This is a genomic window from Pseudomonas sp. TH43 (assembly GCF_016650635.1).
Classification (GTDB): Bacteria; Pseudomonadota; Gammaproteobacteria; order Pseudomonadales; family Pseudomonadaceae; genus Aquipseudomonas.
The window spans coordinates 306038-323053 of record NZ_JAEKFI010000004.1 but is presented as its reverse complement, the minus strand read 5'-3'; the positions used below and the strand labels follow the sequence as shown (position 1 = coordinate 323053).

Genomic DNA, 17016 nt, shown 5'->3' with positions numbered 1-17016 from the left:
CCACCGTGCCGACCCATGAGTCGGAAAGTTCAGCCGAGGTGCTCCATGGATATCATCGAAACGATTAAAGAGCAGATTGCCAACAACACCATTCTGCTTTACATGAAAGGTTCGCCGAATGCCCCACAGTGTGGCTTCTCCGCGAAAGCTGCACAGGCTGTCATGGCGTGTGGCGAAAAGTTTGCGTACGTCGACATCCTGCAGAACCCGGAAATCCGCGCCAACCTGCCAAAGTACGCTAACTGGCCAACTTTCCCACAACTGTGGGTGGGTGGTGAGCTTGTCGGCGGTAGCGACATCATGACCGAAATGTCTGCTGACGGCTCGCTGCAAAGCACCATCAAGGCTGCTGTTGAAGCGGCTGCGGCGAACAAGTCGGAAGCCTGATGCTTTTGTTGTAGGAGCAAAGCTTGCTCGCGAAAAACCATAACGCGGTGTGTCTGTAGCACCGCGGCGCTTTCTTCGCTGGCAAGCCATGCTCCTACAGAAAAGCCAATAAAAAGCCCCGCACCTCGAAAGAGGGCGGGGCTTTTTAGTGCGTTCGCAAAGTTACTGCAAGTTACCGGTGCAATCTGAAACGATCGCAGCCAGCGTCAGCACTTACTCTTCGCCCATCTGCGACTGCAGGTAATTCTCAAGACCGACTTTATCGATCAGACCCAGTTGGGTTTCCAGCCAGTCGATGTGTTCTTCTTCGGATTCGAGAATGTCTTCGAGCAGTTCACGGCTACCGAAGTCGCCCACGGTTTCGCAATGCGCGATCGCGGCTTTCAGGTCTGCGTGACCGGTCTTCTCGATACGCAGGTCACACTCCAGCATTTCCTGGGTGTGCTCGCCAATGTGCAGCTTGCCCAGGTCCTGCACGTTTGGCAGGCCTTCGAGGAACAGGATGCGCTTGATCAGCTTGTCCGCGTGCTTCATCTCATCGATGGATTCTTTGTATTCGTGCTTGCCGAGCTTGTTCAGACCCCAATCTTCATACATACGGGCATGCAGGAAGTACTGATTGATCGCGACCAGCTCATTGGCAAGGATCTTGTTGAGATGCTGGATGACTGTAATGTCGCCTTTCATGATCGGAGTCCTGCCCTGTAATAGCTGTATATGCGGCAGAGTTTGAGCTTCGTATTTATAAGTGTCAAACCTAAGTTATTGAATAATATATGAAAATTAATCGGAATAAGAATGTTTGTGTTCCGCGTCTTGAGCCTAAGCAGTTGATTTACAGGCATAAAAAAACCGGACATGAGTCCGGTTCTTTGAAATAGGGTGTTATTACGCAGCAGTAAATTCTACCGGGTAGGGGATCGCGGCCTGGGCGGTTTGCAGCTTGGTCAGGGTTTCGCGAACCACTTCCTTGGCAAGACAGGCACATTTGCCGCATTGGCTGGCGACGCCGGTGGCCTGGCGTACTTCTTTATAGCTGCAGCAACCTTCATAGATCGCTTCGCGGATCTGTCCGTCGGTGACGCCAGTGCAGAGACAAACATACATAAGTGAGAACCGTCGCTGGTTGTGACTCAATTGCGATGGATCTTAATGTTAACGAGAATGATTGTCAAAGTGCTTTCGGAAGACTTCATCTGATTGACAGCTGTGGCTGACGAACGGTGATCACTGGCTAATTGCCTGGCCCTGTAAATGCAGCGTGGTTATCCGCCTCCTTTTTAAAAACCGTTAAGGACAGGCGAAACACGCAGTGTATGATGGTCGGCCCTTGCGAAGGGGGTTCGTGTCACAGGGCTGTCGTCTGAGGATGGCAGGCTGGCCCGAACCCTGAACTTCAAGTTTTTACACCAGGAGATATCAATGAGCGTACTCGTAGGCAAACAAGCCCCTGACTTCACCGTCCCGGCCGTACTCGGCAATGGCGAGATCGTTGACAGCTTCACCCTGTCCTCGGCCATCAAAGGCAAATACGGCCTGGTGTTCTTCTATCCACTGGACTTCACCTTCGTCTGCCCGTCCGAGCTGATCGCTCTGGACAACCGCATGGCTGACTTCAAAGCGCGCAACGTTGAAGTGATCGCTGTGTCGATCGACTCGCACTTCACCCACAACGCCTGGCGCAACACCCCAGTCAACAATGGCGGCATCGGCCAGGTGAAATACACCATGGCTGCCGACATGAAGCACGACATCGCCAAGGCTTACGACGTTGAATCGGAAGGCGGCGTAGCTTTCCGTGGCGCGTTCCTGATCGACGACAAAGGCGTTGTCCGCTCGCAGATCATCAACGACCTGCCGCTGGGCCGTAACATGGAAGAGCTGATCCGTCTGGTCGACGCTCTGCAATTCCACGAAGAGCACGGCGAAGTCTGCCCTGCCAACTGGAAAAAAGGCGACAAAGGCATGAACGCTTCGCCAGAAGGCGTTGCTGCTTACCTGACCGAGAACGCTGCTGCCCTGTAAGGCGCAACGTCGAGGTACAAAAAAACCGGCCCAAGTGGCCGGTTTTTTTATGTGGAGAATTAATTGGAACACCCTCTCGGCATCATTTGTTTCAAATGCGCGGAAAAAATACTGGATGACTGAACAGTGGTTGGATAGGGTTGTGCTCGAGCAATAACGGGGCACAGGGGCGATTGCCTGGTCCGGTATTGCGCCTCACTTCGTAAGGACGGTGCAATGGATTGCATGATGCAGAAGGGGATTCAAATGCCGAGTAGCTTGGACGTTGCGGATTATTTCCTCTGCCTGGAAGGGCATGAGGGCGAGATCTCCAATCTCAAAATTCAAAAAATGGTTTATTACGCTCAAGGGTTCAGTCTGGCCGTCCATGGCGAAGCACTCTTCCCTGAAAAGCTGGAAGCGTGGATGCACGGGCCAGTGGTTCCGGATCTGTATCGAAGATTCAGCCAATTTGGCTCGAGTGCCATTCCTCCTCCAAGTGATTTCAATCCAGATGTTTTCAGTGCCAAACAACAAAGTCTGCTCAACGAAGTGTTCGACGTTTATGGCCAATTCTCGGCGTGGAAACTACGTCAGTTGACGCATGAAGAAGCCCCTTGGCATAGAAACTTCAAGGAAGGGGAGTTCAGCCGAGAAATTCCAGCCTGTGAGATGCAGGAGTATTTCCGGGAGCATTTGGTGAACTGAACAATGGCCAGGTTCAAACGCAGGGAACGCGATGCGGCGGTTGCAGTAACGGCACGGACGTCAACCATCGAAAAGGATTCATCAGAAGCACGACCTCCGATTTTCTCATTTGAGTATTTGCAGAATGGTTGGTGCATTCAAGATTGCGAGGCCGTCGAGCGGTCGAAAATGCTTGAGCGTCTGAGGATTCTGGGAAAAATGCCTTGGAGAGAATTGCGCAAAGAACATAGGCATCGATATGGCTGTGAAACGATCGAGAGAACCAGCTTGAAAGTCGGGATACCTGATTTTTTGACAGGTGATGTCAGATTGTTGGTGTTTCGGGCTTTCGAACGTGTAGCGATGGTGGGTTACAAGAGCCATCGAGTTTTTTACGTGGTGTGGATTGATCGAGAATTTAAGCTCTATAAGCATTAAACAAAAAACCGGCCCAAGTGGCCGGTTTTTTTATGCTCGATAGAAATCCGACGAGTATCAGTCGTCGAAGTCTTCCCAGCCGCCCATCTGTTTCCAGCGGTTGACGATGCCACAGAACAGCTCAGCGGTTTTCTCGGTGTCGTAACGCGCCGAGTGCGCCTCACGGCCATCGAAATCGATGTCGGCTGCCTGACAGGCTTTTGCCAGTACGGTTTGACCGTACGCCAGGCCAGCCAGTGTCGCGGTATCGAAACTGGAGAACGGGTGAAACGGGTTGCGCTTCATGTCCAGCCGCGCAACGGCGGCGTTCAGGAAGCCGAGGTCGAAGCTGCTGTTGTGGCCGACCAGAATCGCGCGCTTGCAGCCATTGGCCTTCAGCGCCTTGCGGATGCCACGGAAGATGTCGGTCAGCGCGGTTTCTTCGCTGACCGCCATGCGCAGCGGGTGATCGAGCTTGATCCCGGTGAACTCCAGCGCCGCCGCTTCGATGTTGGCGCCTTCGAACGGCTCAACACGGAAGAAGTAAGTGTGGTCGGGATAAACAAAACCCTTTTCATCCATGGCGATGGTGGTCGCAGCAATCTCCAGCAACGCATCGGTGGCCGAGTTGAAGCCACCGGTTTCTACGTCGACGACCACCGGCAGGTAGCCGCGAAAGCGTGCTGCCATCGGATGACGGGAACCGCCACCACCACTTTGACCGTCCAGTTCGTCGTCGAAATGGTCTTCACTCACGCGTGTTCCTCCAGCAGGCGCCAGCGCAGTTTTTCACCGGCGCGCAGCGGGATAACGGTCAGCTCGCCGAATGGCAGGCTGGTCGGGGCGGTCCATTCTTCACGAACCAGGGTGATGCGATCGGTGTTGGCTGGCAGGCCGTAGAAGCGCGGGCCGTTGAGGCTGGCGAACGCTTCGAGCTTGTCCAGGGCATTACGCTGTTCAAAGGCTTCGGCATACATTTCGATGGCGGCGTACGCGGTGTAGCAGCCGGCGCAGCCGCAGGCGGCTTCCTTGGCGTGCTGGGCGTGCGGTGCCGAATCGGTGCCGAGGAAGAACTTCGCGCTGCCGCTGGTGGCAGCGTCGAGCAGGGCTTCCTGGTGCGTGTTGCGCTTGAGGATCGGCAGGCAATAGAAGTGCGGCCGAATCCCGCCCACCAGCATGTGATTGCGGTTGTAGAGCAGGTGATGCGCGGTGATGGTCGCGCCGACGTTGGCCGAAGCCTCGTTGACGAACTGCACGGCGTCGCCGGTGGTGATGTGTTCAAACACCACTTTCAGCGTCGGGAAGCGCTCGACCACACGACGCATATGCTCATCGATGAAAATCTTTTCGCGGTCGAACACGTCGACGTCGCTACGGGTAACTTCACCGTGGATCAGCAGCGGCATGCCGACTTCGGCCATGGCTTCCAGCGCCGGCAGAATCTTGTCGATGCTGGTCACCCCGGAGTCGGAGTTGGTGGTGGCGCCAGCCGGATACAGCTTGGCGGCGTACACGAATCCGCTGGCCTTGGCTTCACGAATTTCTTCGGGCTGGGTGCGGTCGGTGAGGTACAGCACCATCAGCGGCTCAAAGCGACTGCCGGCCGGGCGGGCAGCGAGAATCCGCTGGCGATAGCCGTCGGCTTCAGCGGCGTTGCGCACCGGAGGTACCAGATTGGGCATGATGATGGCGCGACCAAACGTGCGCGCAACATCGGCAACGGTATTGGTCAACACGGCACCATCGCGAAGATGAATATGCCAGTCGTCGGGACGCAGCAGGGTCAGGCGGTCGGACATGAGGGGATTCCAGGCGGGTCAAACTGAGGCGAATGCTACCGGAAAAGACTCTTGCAGGCACTCGCTATCAAGTTTTGCGGGAAGCTTCCGATATCCCGTACGTATGCCGTAAACATAGTGTGAATCGGTCTTTGTGTTTCAGAAGCCAATGGAGCCTCCCGTGCGCCAGCGTTATTTAGCCTTGCTCAGTGTGTTTGCCAGCCTTCCCGCGATGGCGCTCACCTACCAGACTCGCCTGGAGAACATTGAGTGGACGGTCGCCGGCGACAAGTTCGAATGCCGCCTGACACAACCGATCACTGATTTCGGCTCGGGTGAATTCGTGCGCAAGGCCGGCGAACAGGCGATATTTCGTCTGAATGCCTACAACGCCATGCTCGGCGGTGGCTCGGCGACGCTGCTGGCAGCGGCTGCACCGTGGCAGCCAGGACGTGGCGACATCAATCTGGGCAATGTCAGGCTCGGTAGCGGCAACGTCTTGTTCAACAGTTCGCAATCTCAGGCCGGCGGTCTGATCAGTGGCCTGCTGGATGGACGCAGTCCGGTCGTGCGTCGCGCTTCGGGCGATGGCCGCGTGTCGGAAGTGCGTTTATTGCCGGTGAAGTTCAGCAAGGCGTTTAACGACTATCAGACCTGTGTAGCGAAATTGCTGCCGCAGAATTTCGATCAGATCAAACAGTCGCAGATCGGCTTCCCCGGCGAAGGCGTTGACCTCGATGCCGCCGCCAAGGCCAAACTGCAAGTGATGCTTGAGTTCATGAAGGCCGATCCGACGGTCAATCACATCGAACTCGACGGCCATTCCGACAACAGCGGCAATCGCCTGACCAACCGCGAACTGTCGCGCCGCCGCGCGCTGGCAGTGGTCGATTTCTTCAAGGCCAATGGCATTCAGGAATCGCAGATCACCGTGCGTTTCCATGGCGAGCAATATCCCATCGTGCCGAACACCAACGCGGCCAATCGCGCGAAAAACCGTCGGGTCAATGTAAAACTGGCGCGGGTAGCACCCACTGCGGTTCCAGCACCGCAAGCCAGCACTCCAGCCAATACCGCGGCGACTTCCTGACCCGCCGGTCATCGTCGCGCTCTCGACAGATTCTGTCGCTTTGTCGTCTTAAGCTGTCGCGCCTCTGTAAATTATCGCGTTTGGGCGGTAGACTCCTCGGCTTTCCGTAGAACCCCGTGGAGTGATGGCATGGCGGACGTAAACAAGGTCGTTCTGGCGTATTCCGGCGGCCTGGACACTTCGGTGATCCTCAAGTGGCTGCAGGATACTTATAACTGTGAAGTGGTGACCTTCACCGCTGATCTCGGTCAAGGCGAAGAGGTCGAGCCGGCCCGCGCCAAGGCTCAGGCCATGGGCGTCAAAGAAATCTACATCGACGATCTGCGCGAAGAATTCGTGCGTGATTTCGTGTTCCCGATGTTCCGCGCCAACACCGTTTACGAAGGTGAGTACCTGCTGGGTACCTCCATCGCACGTCCACTGATCGCCAAGCGCCTGATCGAAATCGCCAACGAAACCGGCGCTGACGCCATTTCCCATGGCGCCACCGGCAAGGGCAACGACCAGGTGCGTTTCGAACTGGGTGCCTATGCACTCAAGCCTGGCGTGAAAGTGATTGCTCCGTGGCGTGAGTGGGACCTGCTGTCCCGCGAGAAGCTGATGGACTACGCCGAGAAGCACGCGATCCCGATCGAGCGTCACGGCAAGAAGAAATCCCCGTACTCGATGGATGCCAATCTGCTGCACATCTCCTATGAAGGCGGCGTGCTGGAAGACACCTGGACCGAGCACGAAGAAGACATGTGGAAATGGACCGTCTCCCCGGAGAACGCTCCTGACAAACCGCAATACCTGGAACTGACCTACCGTAACGGCGACATCGTTGCACTGGACGGCGTCGAAATGACCCCGGCTACCGTGCTGGCGACGCTGAACAAGATCGGTGGTGCTCACGGTATCGGCCGTCTCGACATCGTCGAAAACCGTTACGTCGGCATGAAGTCCCGCGGTTGCTACGAAACCCCGGGCGGCACCATCATGCTGCGCGCCCACCGCGCCATCGAATCGATCACCCTGGACCGCGAAGTCGCTCACCTCAAAGACGAGCTGATGCCGAAGTACGCCAGCCTGATCTACACCGGTTACTGGTGGAGCCCTGAGCGTCTGATGCTGCAACAGATGATCGACGCTTCGCAGGTCAACGTGAACGGCGTTGTGCGCCTGAAACTGTACAAAGGCAATGTGATCATCACCGGCCGCAAGTCCGACGATTCGTTGTTCGATGCCAACATCGCGACCTTCGAAGAAGACGGTGGTGCTTACAATCAGGCCGACGCGGCGGGCTTTATCAAGCTCAACGCGCTGCGTATGCGCATTGCTGCCAACAAGGGTCGCAAGCTGTTCTGATTACTTCAGACGCGCAGTATAAATAGCGCCCTTGTCATTCTGACGAGGGCGCTATTGCTCAAGCCCTTTCTCTCGCTTGCCTGACTCGTTTAATGCGTCGCACCCATTCAACGGTGTGCCCATTGTTCTTTCCAAGAACGTCTCCTGTCCGTCAATTTCCTTTCAGTATTGTCGCCATTCTCGTACACACGTTATAGACAAGGTAAAGCGTACTGCCTGTGGTCTTCTTGATGTGTTTGCTGTGGCTGAGAGCAACTTGCTTGAATAATGCATCGGAAGTTGAATCAGTCAAAAACATAATGATCTGGCTAGACTGTTTTCCGTGTAATGGGAATGCTTCTTTTAATTTATCCAGCTCAATCTGAGTGTTGATCAGACGTACATCGATGATGGACAGTAAGCTCGAAGGTTTGGACAGTTGAACGGCGTATTCGACCCACAGCGAAGTTACGCGGCGTTCCACCACTGGAGGATCGGGTGCGTTGTCGGTGCGACGTTTTTCTTGCGGGTTTGCCGTGTTTTTATGATCTTCAAGCGCCTTCAGGAAGTGGTCGTCGCTATCGAAGTCAGAGGGGGCGTAGAGAGAAAGATAGTTGAAGTTGAGGGTGATAAAAAAAAGCAGTAACAGATAGAAGGGGAAACTGATCAGGAACCAGATATAAATTTCGCGCTCGGTATTGTCCAGAAACGGCAGGGATACCGCAGCCGACGTCTCCGAGATCAAGGCAAATATGCCAATGATTGTCATGGGGTTGGTTATTCTTTTTTTTATATTAAGCGTGTTCTTTTTTTTCATGGAAATTGTCCTCTGTTGTGAGCAGTGTGTTTTAGTGAGTGCCTGGTTGGTTGATGTTATTAGTGTCGGTGGCCGGTATCAAAAGGTATCTGCTGTCTGGAAGTTTCTTGTTGCAGAGTTTTGTCGGTAGTCGTCAAGGATGTTGCTAACTTGTTCTGTAGAACTCGGTGCGCTCCGGTGATCCGCAGAATAGCTATCTGAAGTGGCCAAAGTTGGGCTGGCTGATCCGGGAGAATCAGTATTTAGAGTCGCTGTCGGGATGGGTAAAAATTCGCAGGGCTCCTCGGCCAAAAAGACGCTCAAAAGCCGCACGTACAGTTTGCCTGAACGTTTCAAATGCATTTTTTGTAGGAATAATCTTTATTGGTTGTAGGGCATGTCTTTCGCTGCAAGTGCAAGAGAACAACGCCATGCCACAGGCGATATGACTAAGCTAAGGTGCGGGCTCTAGAAATTCGAACAGCGAAATTGGACCTGCCCATGAATAAAGTGCTGATCGTGGATGATCACCCCGTCATTCGTCTCGCGGTACGTATGCTGATGGAGCGTCATGGCTACGAAGTCATTGCGGAAACAGATAACGGTGTGGACGCGTTACAACTGGCTCGCGAACAAATGCCGGACATCGTGATACTGGATATCGGTATTCCCAAACTTGATGGTCTGGAAGTTATTGCCCGATTGAGTTCGGTGGCCATGCCAATGAAAGTGCTGGTTTTGACTTCTCAGGCACCGGGGCACTTTTCCATGCGTTGCATGCAGTCGGGCGCCGCCGGTTATGTCTGCAAGCAGCAGGACCTGACCGAGTTGCTCAGTGCAATCAAAGCGGTATTGTCAGGTTATAGTTATTTCCCCAACCAGGCATTGCATACGGTACGTACCAGTTTGGGCAATGCCAGTGAAGCCGATATGGTGGATCGCCTTTCCGGGCGGGAAATGATGGTCTTGCAACAGCTGGCACGGGGCAAGACCAACAAGGAAATTGCCGACGGTATGTTTTTAAGCAACAAGACCGTCAGCACCTACAAGACACGTTTGTTATTGAAACTGAACGCACGCTCTCTGGTTGATCTGATCGAATTGGCGCAGCGTAATGGGCTTGTCTGATCATTTCGACCGCTGACGGGATCATGGGCCGATCAAGTTCAGCAATCAGCAGAAAGTAAAAAGCCTCCGTTCCGGGAGGCTTTCAAGTATCAGTCATCAAAATCGTAATCGGCCAATTGCTTCTGCAAACGGCGCTCCTCCAGCAAGTTATCGATAGTGCGGCGCTTGCTCAGATTGGTCTTGGCGACCTCAACCACTGGTTCTGCGTCATCAGTCTCTGCAGCGATATCGTCATCTATTTCCAGTTGCTCTTTGTCGCTACTCATAAGCTGACTCCCGGCTAAGAATGCCTTTGGCGCTCCTTATATCGACATTCCAGCAGCGGGTAAAAAAGATTTTTTCAATCGATGAATCAATAAACCTAATAGCCAGTCAATCGTCCGAGGTTTTGCCTTTGTATTCACACAAGTCTTCGATCCGGCAGCTGCCGCAGCGCGGCTTACGTGCCAGACACACGTAGCGTCCGTGCAGAATCAACCAGTGATGGGAGTCGAGCAGGAATTCCTTTGGTACAAACTTCATCAGTTTCTTTTCCACCTCGACCACGTTCTTGCCGGGGGCGATGCCGGTGCGGTTGCTGACGCGGAAAATGTGCGTGTCGACGGCCATGGTCAACTGGCGAAAAGCAGTGTTGAGCACAACGTTGGCGGTCTTGCGGCCCACACCGGGCAGAGCTTCGAGCTCTTCGCGCGTCTGCGGCACTTCACTGTTGTGGCGCTCGACCAATAAGCGGCAAGTCTCGATGACGTTTTTCGCTTTGCTGTTGTACAGACCGATAGTCTTGATGTACTCGGACAATCCTTCAACGCCCAGGGCGTGAATCGCTGCCGGAGTGTTGGCGACCGGAAACAGCTTCGCCGTGGCCTTGTTGACGCCGACATCGGTGGATTGCGCCGAGAGAATCACCGCAATCAGCAACTCGAAGGGCGAGGAGTAGGCCAATTCGGTCTTCGGCTCGGGATTGTCTTCATGCAGTCTGCGAAAGATCTCAAGACGTTTTGCGGCATTCATGGGCGATGCGATTCCTTGGAAATAGAGTGCGAGCGAGTCCACGCCTGACGGGCCGCAAGGAGCAGCCCCAGAAATATGAAGGCGCCGGGAACCAGCGTCATCAGATGCAGGCCCTCGCTGAATAAAACCAGACCTTGCCAGTGTTCGGATAGTCCGTGACCGAGGCTGCCGTGGCCGATGAGTTCGCGCAGTGCCGCGAGTAGCAGCATCAGCCCGCCGAATAGACCGCAGAGCCTGAAACGGTCGGTCAGCGGTTGGCGAAAGAAGCCATGGCACTCCAGCACCACGCATTGCAACGCGATCAGACCGATATACAGACTTACCGACTGATGCCACGGCAGAAACCAGCGTTGCGCAAGAATGTCTGCACAACTGGTCAACGTCGCCGCGAGCAGCAGACTGGCCAGCAATGCACTGGCCCCCGTCAGTCGCGAGCGCAGCAGTGCCATGCATGCGCCATAAGCACCGACTACCGTGGCAAACATCAGTAGGATGACCAATGCGCCCGCCAATGTTTCAGTAGCACCCAGCAGCAGCGAGAGCATCAGAGCATTCGACAGGTTCATGTTCCACTTCCCAGCAACGCGATCCGATGGTCATCAAAGTAACGCAATGCGTCATGAATCGCGTTGATCGCTGCGCGGGAGGTAATGGTCGCGCCGGCCATCTGATCGAATTGGCCCTGATCCTTCTTCAATGCCCAGGCTGCGTCTGCCGGTTCGCTGCTCGATTTGCCGGAAAACGCCGCAAGCCAGGTATTTGGCCAGTCGCCTATGGGCCCGCCCAGCGCCGGAGTTTCGTTTTGCCTGAGGGTTTTCACGCCAAGTAACTTTCCATTGGCATCAATGGCAATCAGCAACTCGATGACGCCTGCATAACCCTGAGTCTGACTCCGCAGCAGGACTGCGACGGTTTGACTGCCCTTGGTCGCGCGATAGCCGCCAGTCAAGGCACTGTGGCTCAACGCGATGTCGGCCAAAGTTAGCGGATGTTCCAGTGGTTGGTTGTCGTAGGCCTCGGCGGGTAGCACGTCGAGCAGTTTGCGGCTGTCGATCAAACGTTGTTCGGCGGCGATCTGTGGCGCATTGAGTTGTTGTATCAGATACGTCGCGCCGAGGCCGATGGCCGCCAGCAAGACCAGCGTCATCACGCGGCTCCTGCGGTTCATGGGCTCACCTGTATCTGGCGGCTGGCGGCAAAACGCTCGAGTGTCGGGACGCATAGATTCATCAACAACACCGCAAACGCGACGCCGTCAGGGTAGCCGCCCCACGTGCGAATCAAATAGGTCAGCAGCCCGACGCCGACGCCAAACAGCAGGCGAGCGAGCGCGCTTCTGGCGCCGGAGACCGGCTCGGTAATGATGAAAAACGCACCGAGCATGGTCGCGCCGCTCAGCAAGTGAAACAGCGGTGACCCATGGGAGTCCGAGCCCGAACCGTTCCAGCACAGCAGGCTGACCACAAACAGGCTGGCGAGCATGCCGACCGGCGCCTGCCAGCCGATCACCCGGCGCTGCAACAAGAACAGTCCACCGGCGAGAAACGCCAGGTTCACCCATTCCACACCGCGTCCACCGAATCGACCGAACGCCGGATTGCTGGCGAACAGCTCATCCATGGTCAGGCTTTTGTTGATGCGCAGACTGTCCAGCGCCGTGGCCTGAACCCAAGCGTCCGGCGCAGAGCCGACGTTGAATACCTGATGCACGGCAGCCACAACATCCATGCCATGCGCCGGCCAATGGGTCATTGGCTGTGCAAACATCAACATCGCCAAGGCGAATCCGAGCATTGCCGGGTTGAACGGATTTTTGCCGACGCCGCCGTACACATGTTTGCCGAGCAACAAACCTGAGGCCATCGCCGTTACCGTCAACCACCAAGGGCAATAAGGTGGCAGGGCAGCCGCCAGCAGTGTCGCGCTGACCACCGCGCTGCCGTCGCTCAGCACCGGTTGTAGCGGTTGTCGACGCAAGCGCGTGACACCCGCTTCAACGATCAAAGCCGTAGTGATGGACAGGATCAGATTGATCAGCACGCCCCAACCGTATAGCCAGAACAATGCGAGCAGCCCCGGCAACGTGGCGAGCAGCACACGTTTCATTGCCTGTTGCAGGCGATCGTCCGGCGTCTCAAGGGGCGACATGATCTTGTACCTGGCGCTCGGCGTCTTGCAGGCGGGCGCGGGCCTTGTCGAGGGTTTCGGTGGCGGTGTCGGCGCGCCGTTCGAGTTTGTTGAGGTCAGCGCGGGCGTAGGCCAATTCGGTTTTCAATTGGCGCAGATGGCTGTCGATGGGCCGTTTTTCGACCCGTAGCAAATCAGGCAAAGGCTGCTCGCTCGTGTCTTCGGCAGCGTGCAAGGCCTGCTCGGCGTCGCGCAAGGCCTGTTCCAGCGTTGTGATCTGCTCAGGTGCGGCTTCAGCTGTTTGCGCTTTCTTCAGTTCGGCGCGGCGCATGGCCAACTGGATCTTCGCCCGTTTCAGATCGGCGTCTTTCGCCGGCGCCACTACTGCAGAGGCGGGTGGGGCGCTGCTTTCGAGTTTCGCCAAAGCGTGCTCCGCCGCTTCGAACTGCTGCTGCAAGACAATTAATTGCGCCTGCTGCTCGAATGTCGGCGGATGGCCGAACGCTTTCAGGGATTTGTGCAGTTGCGCACGACTCATCGCCACATCGATCTTGGCTTTTTTCAGCGCGGCATCGGCGCCGGCGGCTTTCTGGGCGCGAACCCGTTCCAGCGCAGCCTGCACCGGATCGCTTGCAGTCACTGCCGGTTGAGCGGCCCGTTGCGCGCGAGCCTCTCGCTCTGCCTGTTTTTGCTGTTCTTCCCGTTGCAGGCGCTCATTACGCCGCTCGAAGCGCTGACGTGCGTGATCACGCTTGGCTGCGCGGGCGCGCTGTTCGTCCAGATTGAAGGCCAGACCACCCACCACCGGCAGCGTACCGAGTGGCAGCGGGTGCATCTCAATGCAATCCACCGGGCACGGCGCAACACACAGGTCGCAACCTGTGCACTCGTCGATCAACACGGTGTGCATCAATTTCGCCGCGCCGACGATGGCATCGATCGGGCAAGCCTGAATGCACTTGGTGCAGCCGATGCATTCGGCTTCACGGATATAAGCGACTTGCGGCGGCGCTGAACCACGGCTGATATCCAGCTCCAGCACTGGAATTTTCAACAGTTCAGCCAGTGCCGCGATGGTTTCATCACCACCGGGCGGGCACTTGTTGATCGGCTCGCCGTCGACGATGCCTTCTGCGTACGGCTTGCATCCGGGATGGCCACACTTGCCGCATTGGGTCTGCGGCAAGAGCGCATCGATGCGTTGAATCAGACTCATGTTTTGATCAATCCACTGAATCCGAGAAAAATCACTGCGATCAGTCCGGCGCCGATCAGATCGATCGGCAGGCCGCGAAAGGGCAGGGGAATATCGTTGTCGGCCGTGCGTTCACGCAAATCGCAAAACAGGCTCAGTACCAGCCAGAAGCCCAGCCCGGCGCCGAGGCTCAGCGCTGTCGCGTGCAGCGGGCCTTGATCGTTTTGCGCATTGATCAGCGCCAGCCCAAGCGCGCCGCCATTGCCCAGCAACAGCGGCCATAACCCGTCGAAGGGCAGGTTTGGCAGCCAGCGCTGCAAGCCGTGCAGCAGCGGCGCAATCAGCAACACGCTCAACGGCAGAAACACGAACAGGCGCAGCGCTTCAAGTTGCAGCGGCACCAGCAACCAATGCCAGATCGCGTAACCGATGACGCCAACGATCACCATCAGACACAGCGTCGCCAGCCCCAGCGCATGCACCTGCTGGCGACGGCCCGCCAACAGCGGATCGATGCCCAGCGGCCAGTGCAACACGAAGTTGTTGAGCAGCGCAGCACTGATGAGCGTAAGCACAAGTTCGGTCATGGTTCTGCCAGCGAAACGGGCGAGTGTCTCTTAAGGTTAGGCATTATCCGGGCGGATATGAAAAATCCCACAGGCATGCGGGGCACGCCTGTGGGATCGATTCACCGCCGAGTGTTACTTGATGCGTTGACCTGGCTTGGCGCCGCTGTCCGGGCTCAGCAGGTAGATTTCCTCACCGCCGGGGCCGGCAGCCATCACCATGCCTTCGGAAATACCGAACTTCATTTTCCGTGGCTTGAGGTTGGCGATCATCATGGTCAGACGACCATCGAGCTTGGACGGATCGGGGTAGGCGCTCTTGATCCCCGAGAACACGTTGCGTTGCTCGTCACCGATGTCGAGGGTCAGGCGCAACAGCTTGTCGGCACCTTCGACGTGTTCGGCTTTGACGATCAGCGCAACGCGCAGGTCGATGGCGGCAAACGCGTCGAAGTCGATTTCCGGCGACAGCGGATCCTTGGCCAGTTCGCCGTTGCCCGCAGGGGCGGCGGCGCCGGTGTCGGTCTGGCTGGCGGTCAGGTCTTCTTTCGAGGCGTCGCTCATGGCTTGCACTTTTACCGGGTCGATGCGGGTCATCAACGGCTTGAACTCGTTGAGCTGATGGTTGGCCAACAGGCTGGTGTGATCGTTCCAGGTCAGCGGGGCGACGTTGAGGAACGCCTCGGCGTCGGCGGCCAGCAACGGCAATACCGGTTTGAGGAAGATCACCAGTTGGCGGAACAGGTTGATGGCGGTGGCGCAGATCGCCTGAACCTCATCCTGCTTGCCTTCCTGCTTGTTCAACGACCACGGCGCCTTGTCGGCGATCCAGGCGTTGGCGCGGTCGGCCAGGGCCATGGTTTCACGCATGGCGCGGGCGAAGTCACGGGCTTCATAAGCGTCGGCAATGCTTGGCGCGGCAGCGAGGAAAGCCTCGGTCAGCTCCGGCGCAGCATTGGTGTCGACCAGCAGGCCGGCGTTGCCCTTCTGGATGAAACCGGCGCAACGGCTGGCGATGTTGACCACTTTGCCGACCAGGTCGGAGTTGACCTTCTGCACGAAGTCTTCGAGGTTCAGGTCGAGGTCATCGACGCCACGGCCCAGTTTGGCCGCGTAGTAGTAGCGCAGGTATTCCGGCGACAGGTGATCCAGGTACGTGCGGGCCTTGATGAAGGTGCCGCGCGACTTGGACATTTTCTGGCCGTTGACGGTCAGGTAGCCGTGCACGTTGATACCGGTCGGCTTGCGGTAGCCGGCGCCTTCGAGCATCGCTGGCCAGAACAGTGCGTGGAAGTTGACGATGTCCTTGCCGATGAAATGGTACAGCTCGGCAGTGGAGTCCTTGGCCCAGAACGCGTCGAAGTCCAGCTCCGGCGTGCGATCGCAAAGGTTCTTGAAACTGGCCATGTAGCCGATCGGTGCATCCAGCCACACGTAGAAGTATTTGCCTGGTTCGCCCGGGATCTCGAAACCGAAGTACGGCGCATCGCGGGAGATGTCCCACTGTTGCAGGCCGGCGTCCAGCCATTCGGCGATCTTGTTGGCCACGGCGTCTTGCAAGGTGCCGCTGCGGGTCCAGGTCTGCAGCATTTGCTGGAAGTCTGGCAGCTTGAAGAAGAAGTGCTGGGAATCCTTGAGCACCGGGGTGGCGCCAGAGATCGCCGACTTCGGATCTTTCAGGTCAGTCGGTGCGTAGGTTGCACCGCATTTTTCGCAGTTGTCGCCGTACTGGTCTTCAGTGCCACATTTCGGGCAGGTGCCCTTGATGAAGCGGTCGGCCAGGAACATTTTCTTTTCCGGGTCGAAATACTGGGTGATCGAGCGCTGGGCGATGTGCCCGGCGTCACGCAGCTTGATGTAGATCTGGCTCGACAGCTCACGGTTTTCTTCGGCGTGAGTGGAGTGGAAGTTGTCGAAATCGACCAGGAACTCGGCAAAGTCGGCGCTGTGTTCAGCCTGCACGTTGGCGATCAGTTGTTCCGGGGTGATGCCTTCCTTTTCTGCACGCAGCATGATCGCCGAACCGTGGGCGTCGTCGGCGCAGACATAGATGCATTGATTGCCGCGATGCTTCTGGAAGCGCACCCACATATCGGTCTGGATATATTCCAGCATATGGCCAAGGTGAATCGAACCGTTGGCGTAGGGCAGGGCGCTGGTGACGAGGATCTTGCGTGGTTCGGACATGTGGGGCTTCGCTACTTGATGAAACGGAGGTCGGCCACTATAAAGCGCCCGAGTATATTTTTCACCCCTGAGCCGCTGGGTACTTTGAGAGCATTTGTGGCGAGGGGATTTATCCCCGATGGGTGGCGAAGCCGCCCCAAAACCTGATACCTCGGTGTATCAGGTACACCGCGTTGAATGGTTTCACGACTGCTGCGCAGCCGAACGGGGATAAATCCCCTCGCCACAAAGGTTTTCCGACTCGAGCAATCTGTTCGCCTCAAATCGATGTCCAGCGTACGATAGCCGTCATCTTTTCCCAGTCTTGTTATCGGAGT

Annotated in this window: 20 protein-coding genes; 7 read left to right on the top strand and 13 right to left on the bottom strand. The window is 56.6% G+C overall.

The window, feature by feature from the left end:
- The first annotated feature begins 45 nt into the window (after positions 1-45).
- Positions 46-387, top strand: a complete 342-nt coding sequence (gene grxD, locus JFT81_RS17775) for a Grx4 family monothiol glutaredoxin (RefSeq protein WP_042560740.1) — start codon at positions 46-48, stop codon at positions 385-387.
- 213 nt (positions 388-600) lie between these two features.
- Here grxD and bfr read toward each other — a convergent pair whose 3' ends face one another.
- Positions 601-1074, bottom strand: a complete 474-nt coding sequence (gene bfr / locus JFT81_RS17770; RefSeq protein ID WP_095190453.1) for a bacterioferritin — start codon at positions 1072-1074, stop codon at positions 601-603.
- 201 nt (positions 1075-1275) lie between these two features.
- On the bottom strand, positions 1276-1494 hold the full coding sequence (locus JFT81_RS17765; protein ID WP_003227725.1) for a bacterioferritin-associated ferredoxin: 219 nt from the start codon (positions 1492-1494) through the stop codon (positions 1276-1278).
- Positions 1495-1809: 315 nt separating this feature from the next.
- Between JFT81_RS17765 and JFT81_RS17760 the strand changes: the two genes are divergently transcribed.
- From JFT81_RS17760 to JFT81_RS17750, 3 genes are all read left to right on the top strand, one after another.
- A complete protein-coding gene (locus JFT81_RS17760; RefSeq protein WP_003227723.1) occupies positions 1810-2412 on the top strand; it encodes a peroxiredoxin in 603 nt (200 codons plus the stop codon).
- A 216-nt stretch (positions 2413-2628) separates the two neighbouring features.
- Positions 2629-3099: a type II toxin-antitoxin system antitoxin SocA domain-containing protein gene (locus JFT81_RS17755; RefSeq protein WP_201228337.1), complete on the top strand. Its 471-nt coding sequence runs from the start codon at positions 2629-2631 to the stop codon at positions 3097-3099.
- Positions 3100-3102: 3 nt separating this feature from the next.
- On the top strand, positions 3103-3516 hold the full coding sequence (locus tag JFT81_RS17750) for a hypothetical protein (RefSeq protein WP_201228336.1): 414 nt from the start codon (positions 3103-3105) through the stop codon (positions 3514-3516).
- Positions 3517-3573: 57 nt separating this feature from the next.
- Here JFT81_RS17750 and rnt read toward each other — a convergent pair whose 3' ends face one another.
- Together rnt and pyrC are read right to left on the bottom strand one after the other, a co-directional pair.
- The gene (rnt, locus tag JFT81_RS17745) at positions 3574-4251 is read right to left on the bottom strand and encodes a ribonuclease T (RefSeq protein WP_007916667.1); all 678 of its coding nucleotides are present in this window, start codon (positions 4249-4251) and stop codon (positions 3574-3576) included.
- Positions 4248-5294, bottom strand: a complete 1047-nt coding sequence (gene pyrC / locus JFT81_RS17740; RefSeq protein ID WP_201228335.1) for a dihydroorotase — start codon at positions 5292-5294, stop codon at positions 4248-4250. Before pyrC ends, rnt begins: the two co-directional genes overlap by 4 nt.
- A 160-nt stretch (positions 5295-5454) precedes the next feature.
- Between pyrC and JFT81_RS17735 the strand changes: the two genes are divergently transcribed.
- Together JFT81_RS17735 and JFT81_RS17730 are read left to right on the top strand one after the other, a co-directional pair.
- The gene (locus JFT81_RS17735; protein WP_201146911.1) at positions 5455-6363 is read left to right on the top strand and encodes an OmpA family protein; all 909 of its coding nucleotides are present in this window, start codon (positions 5455-5457) and stop codon (positions 6361-6363) included.
- Positions 6364-6492: 129 nt separating this feature from the next.
- A complete protein-coding gene (locus JFT81_RS17730; protein WP_201228334.1) occupies positions 6493-7710 on the top strand; it encodes an argininosuccinate synthase in 1218 nt (405 codons plus the stop codon).
- Between the two features lie 151 nt (positions 7711-7861).
- On the opposite strand, the gene JFT81_RS17725 is transcribed toward JFT81_RS17730, so the two are convergent.
- Positions 7862-8506: a hypothetical protein gene (locus JFT81_RS17725; RefSeq protein WP_201228333.1), complete on the bottom strand. Its 645-nt coding sequence runs from the start codon at positions 8504-8506 to the stop codon at positions 7862-7864.
- Positions 8507-8986: 480 nt separating this feature from the next.
- Here JFT81_RS17725 and JFT81_RS17720 point away from each other — a divergent pair, with 480 nt between their 5' ends.
- The gene (locus tag JFT81_RS17720) at positions 8987-9613 is read left to right on the top strand and encodes a response regulator transcription factor (RefSeq protein ID WP_053123410.1); all 627 of its coding nucleotides are present in this window, start codon (positions 8987-8989) and stop codon (positions 9611-9613) included.
- An 89-nt stretch (positions 9614-9702) separates the two neighbouring features.
- On the opposite strand, the gene JFT81_RS17715 is transcribed toward JFT81_RS17720, so the two are convergent.
- The 8 genes from JFT81_RS17715 to metG form a co-directional block, all read right to left on the bottom strand.
- The gene (locus tag JFT81_RS17715; RefSeq protein ID WP_201228332.1) at positions 9703-9879 is read right to left on the bottom strand and encodes a hypothetical protein; all 177 of its coding nucleotides are present in this window, start codon (positions 9877-9879) and stop codon (positions 9703-9705) included.
- A gap of 106 nt (positions 9880-9985) precedes the next feature.
- Positions 9986-10624, bottom strand: a complete 639-nt coding sequence (gene nth / locus JFT81_RS17710) for an endonuclease III (RefSeq protein WP_201228331.1) — start codon at positions 10622-10624, stop codon at positions 9986-9988.
- Positions 10621-11190, bottom strand: coding sequence for an Rnf-Nqr domain containing protein (locus JFT81_RS17705; RefSeq protein WP_201228330.1), 570 nt, complete (start codon positions 11188-11190; stop codon positions 10621-10623). The genes nth and JFT81_RS17705 overlap by 4 nt, the downstream gene beginning before the upstream one ends.
- Positions 11187-11792, bottom strand: a complete 606-nt coding sequence (locus JFT81_RS17700; protein ID WP_201228329.1) for an RnfABCDGE type electron transport complex subunit G — start codon at positions 11790-11792, stop codon at positions 11187-11189. The genes JFT81_RS17705 and JFT81_RS17700 overlap by 4 nt, the downstream gene beginning before the upstream one ends.
- Positions 11789-12772 carry an RnfABCDGE type electron transport complex subunit D gene (locus JFT81_RS17695; RefSeq protein WP_201228328.1) on the bottom strand — a complete coding sequence of 328 codons (984 nt, stop codon included), beginning with the start codon at positions 12770-12772 and terminating at the stop codon, positions 11789-11791. The genes JFT81_RS17700 and JFT81_RS17695 overlap by 4 nt, the downstream gene beginning before the upstream one ends.
- The gene (rsxB, locus tag JFT81_RS17690) at positions 12759-13967 is read right to left on the bottom strand and encodes an electron transport complex subunit RsxB (RefSeq protein ID WP_201228327.1); all 1209 of its coding nucleotides are present in this window, start codon (positions 13965-13967) and stop codon (positions 12759-12761) included. The genes JFT81_RS17695 and rsxB overlap by 14 nt, the downstream gene beginning before the upstream one ends.
- Positions 13964-14533, bottom strand: coding sequence for an Rnf-Nqr domain containing protein (locus JFT81_RS17685; protein WP_201228326.1), 570 nt, complete (start codon positions 14531-14533; stop codon positions 13964-13966). The genes rsxB and JFT81_RS17685 overlap by 4 nt, the downstream gene beginning before the upstream one ends.
- Positions 14534-14647: 114 nt before the next feature.
- A complete protein-coding gene (metG, locus tag JFT81_RS17680; protein WP_201228325.1) occupies positions 14648-16699 on the bottom strand; it encodes a methionine--tRNA ligase in 2052 nt (683 codons plus the stop codon).
- Between the last annotated feature and the right edge of the window lie 317 nt (positions 16700-17016).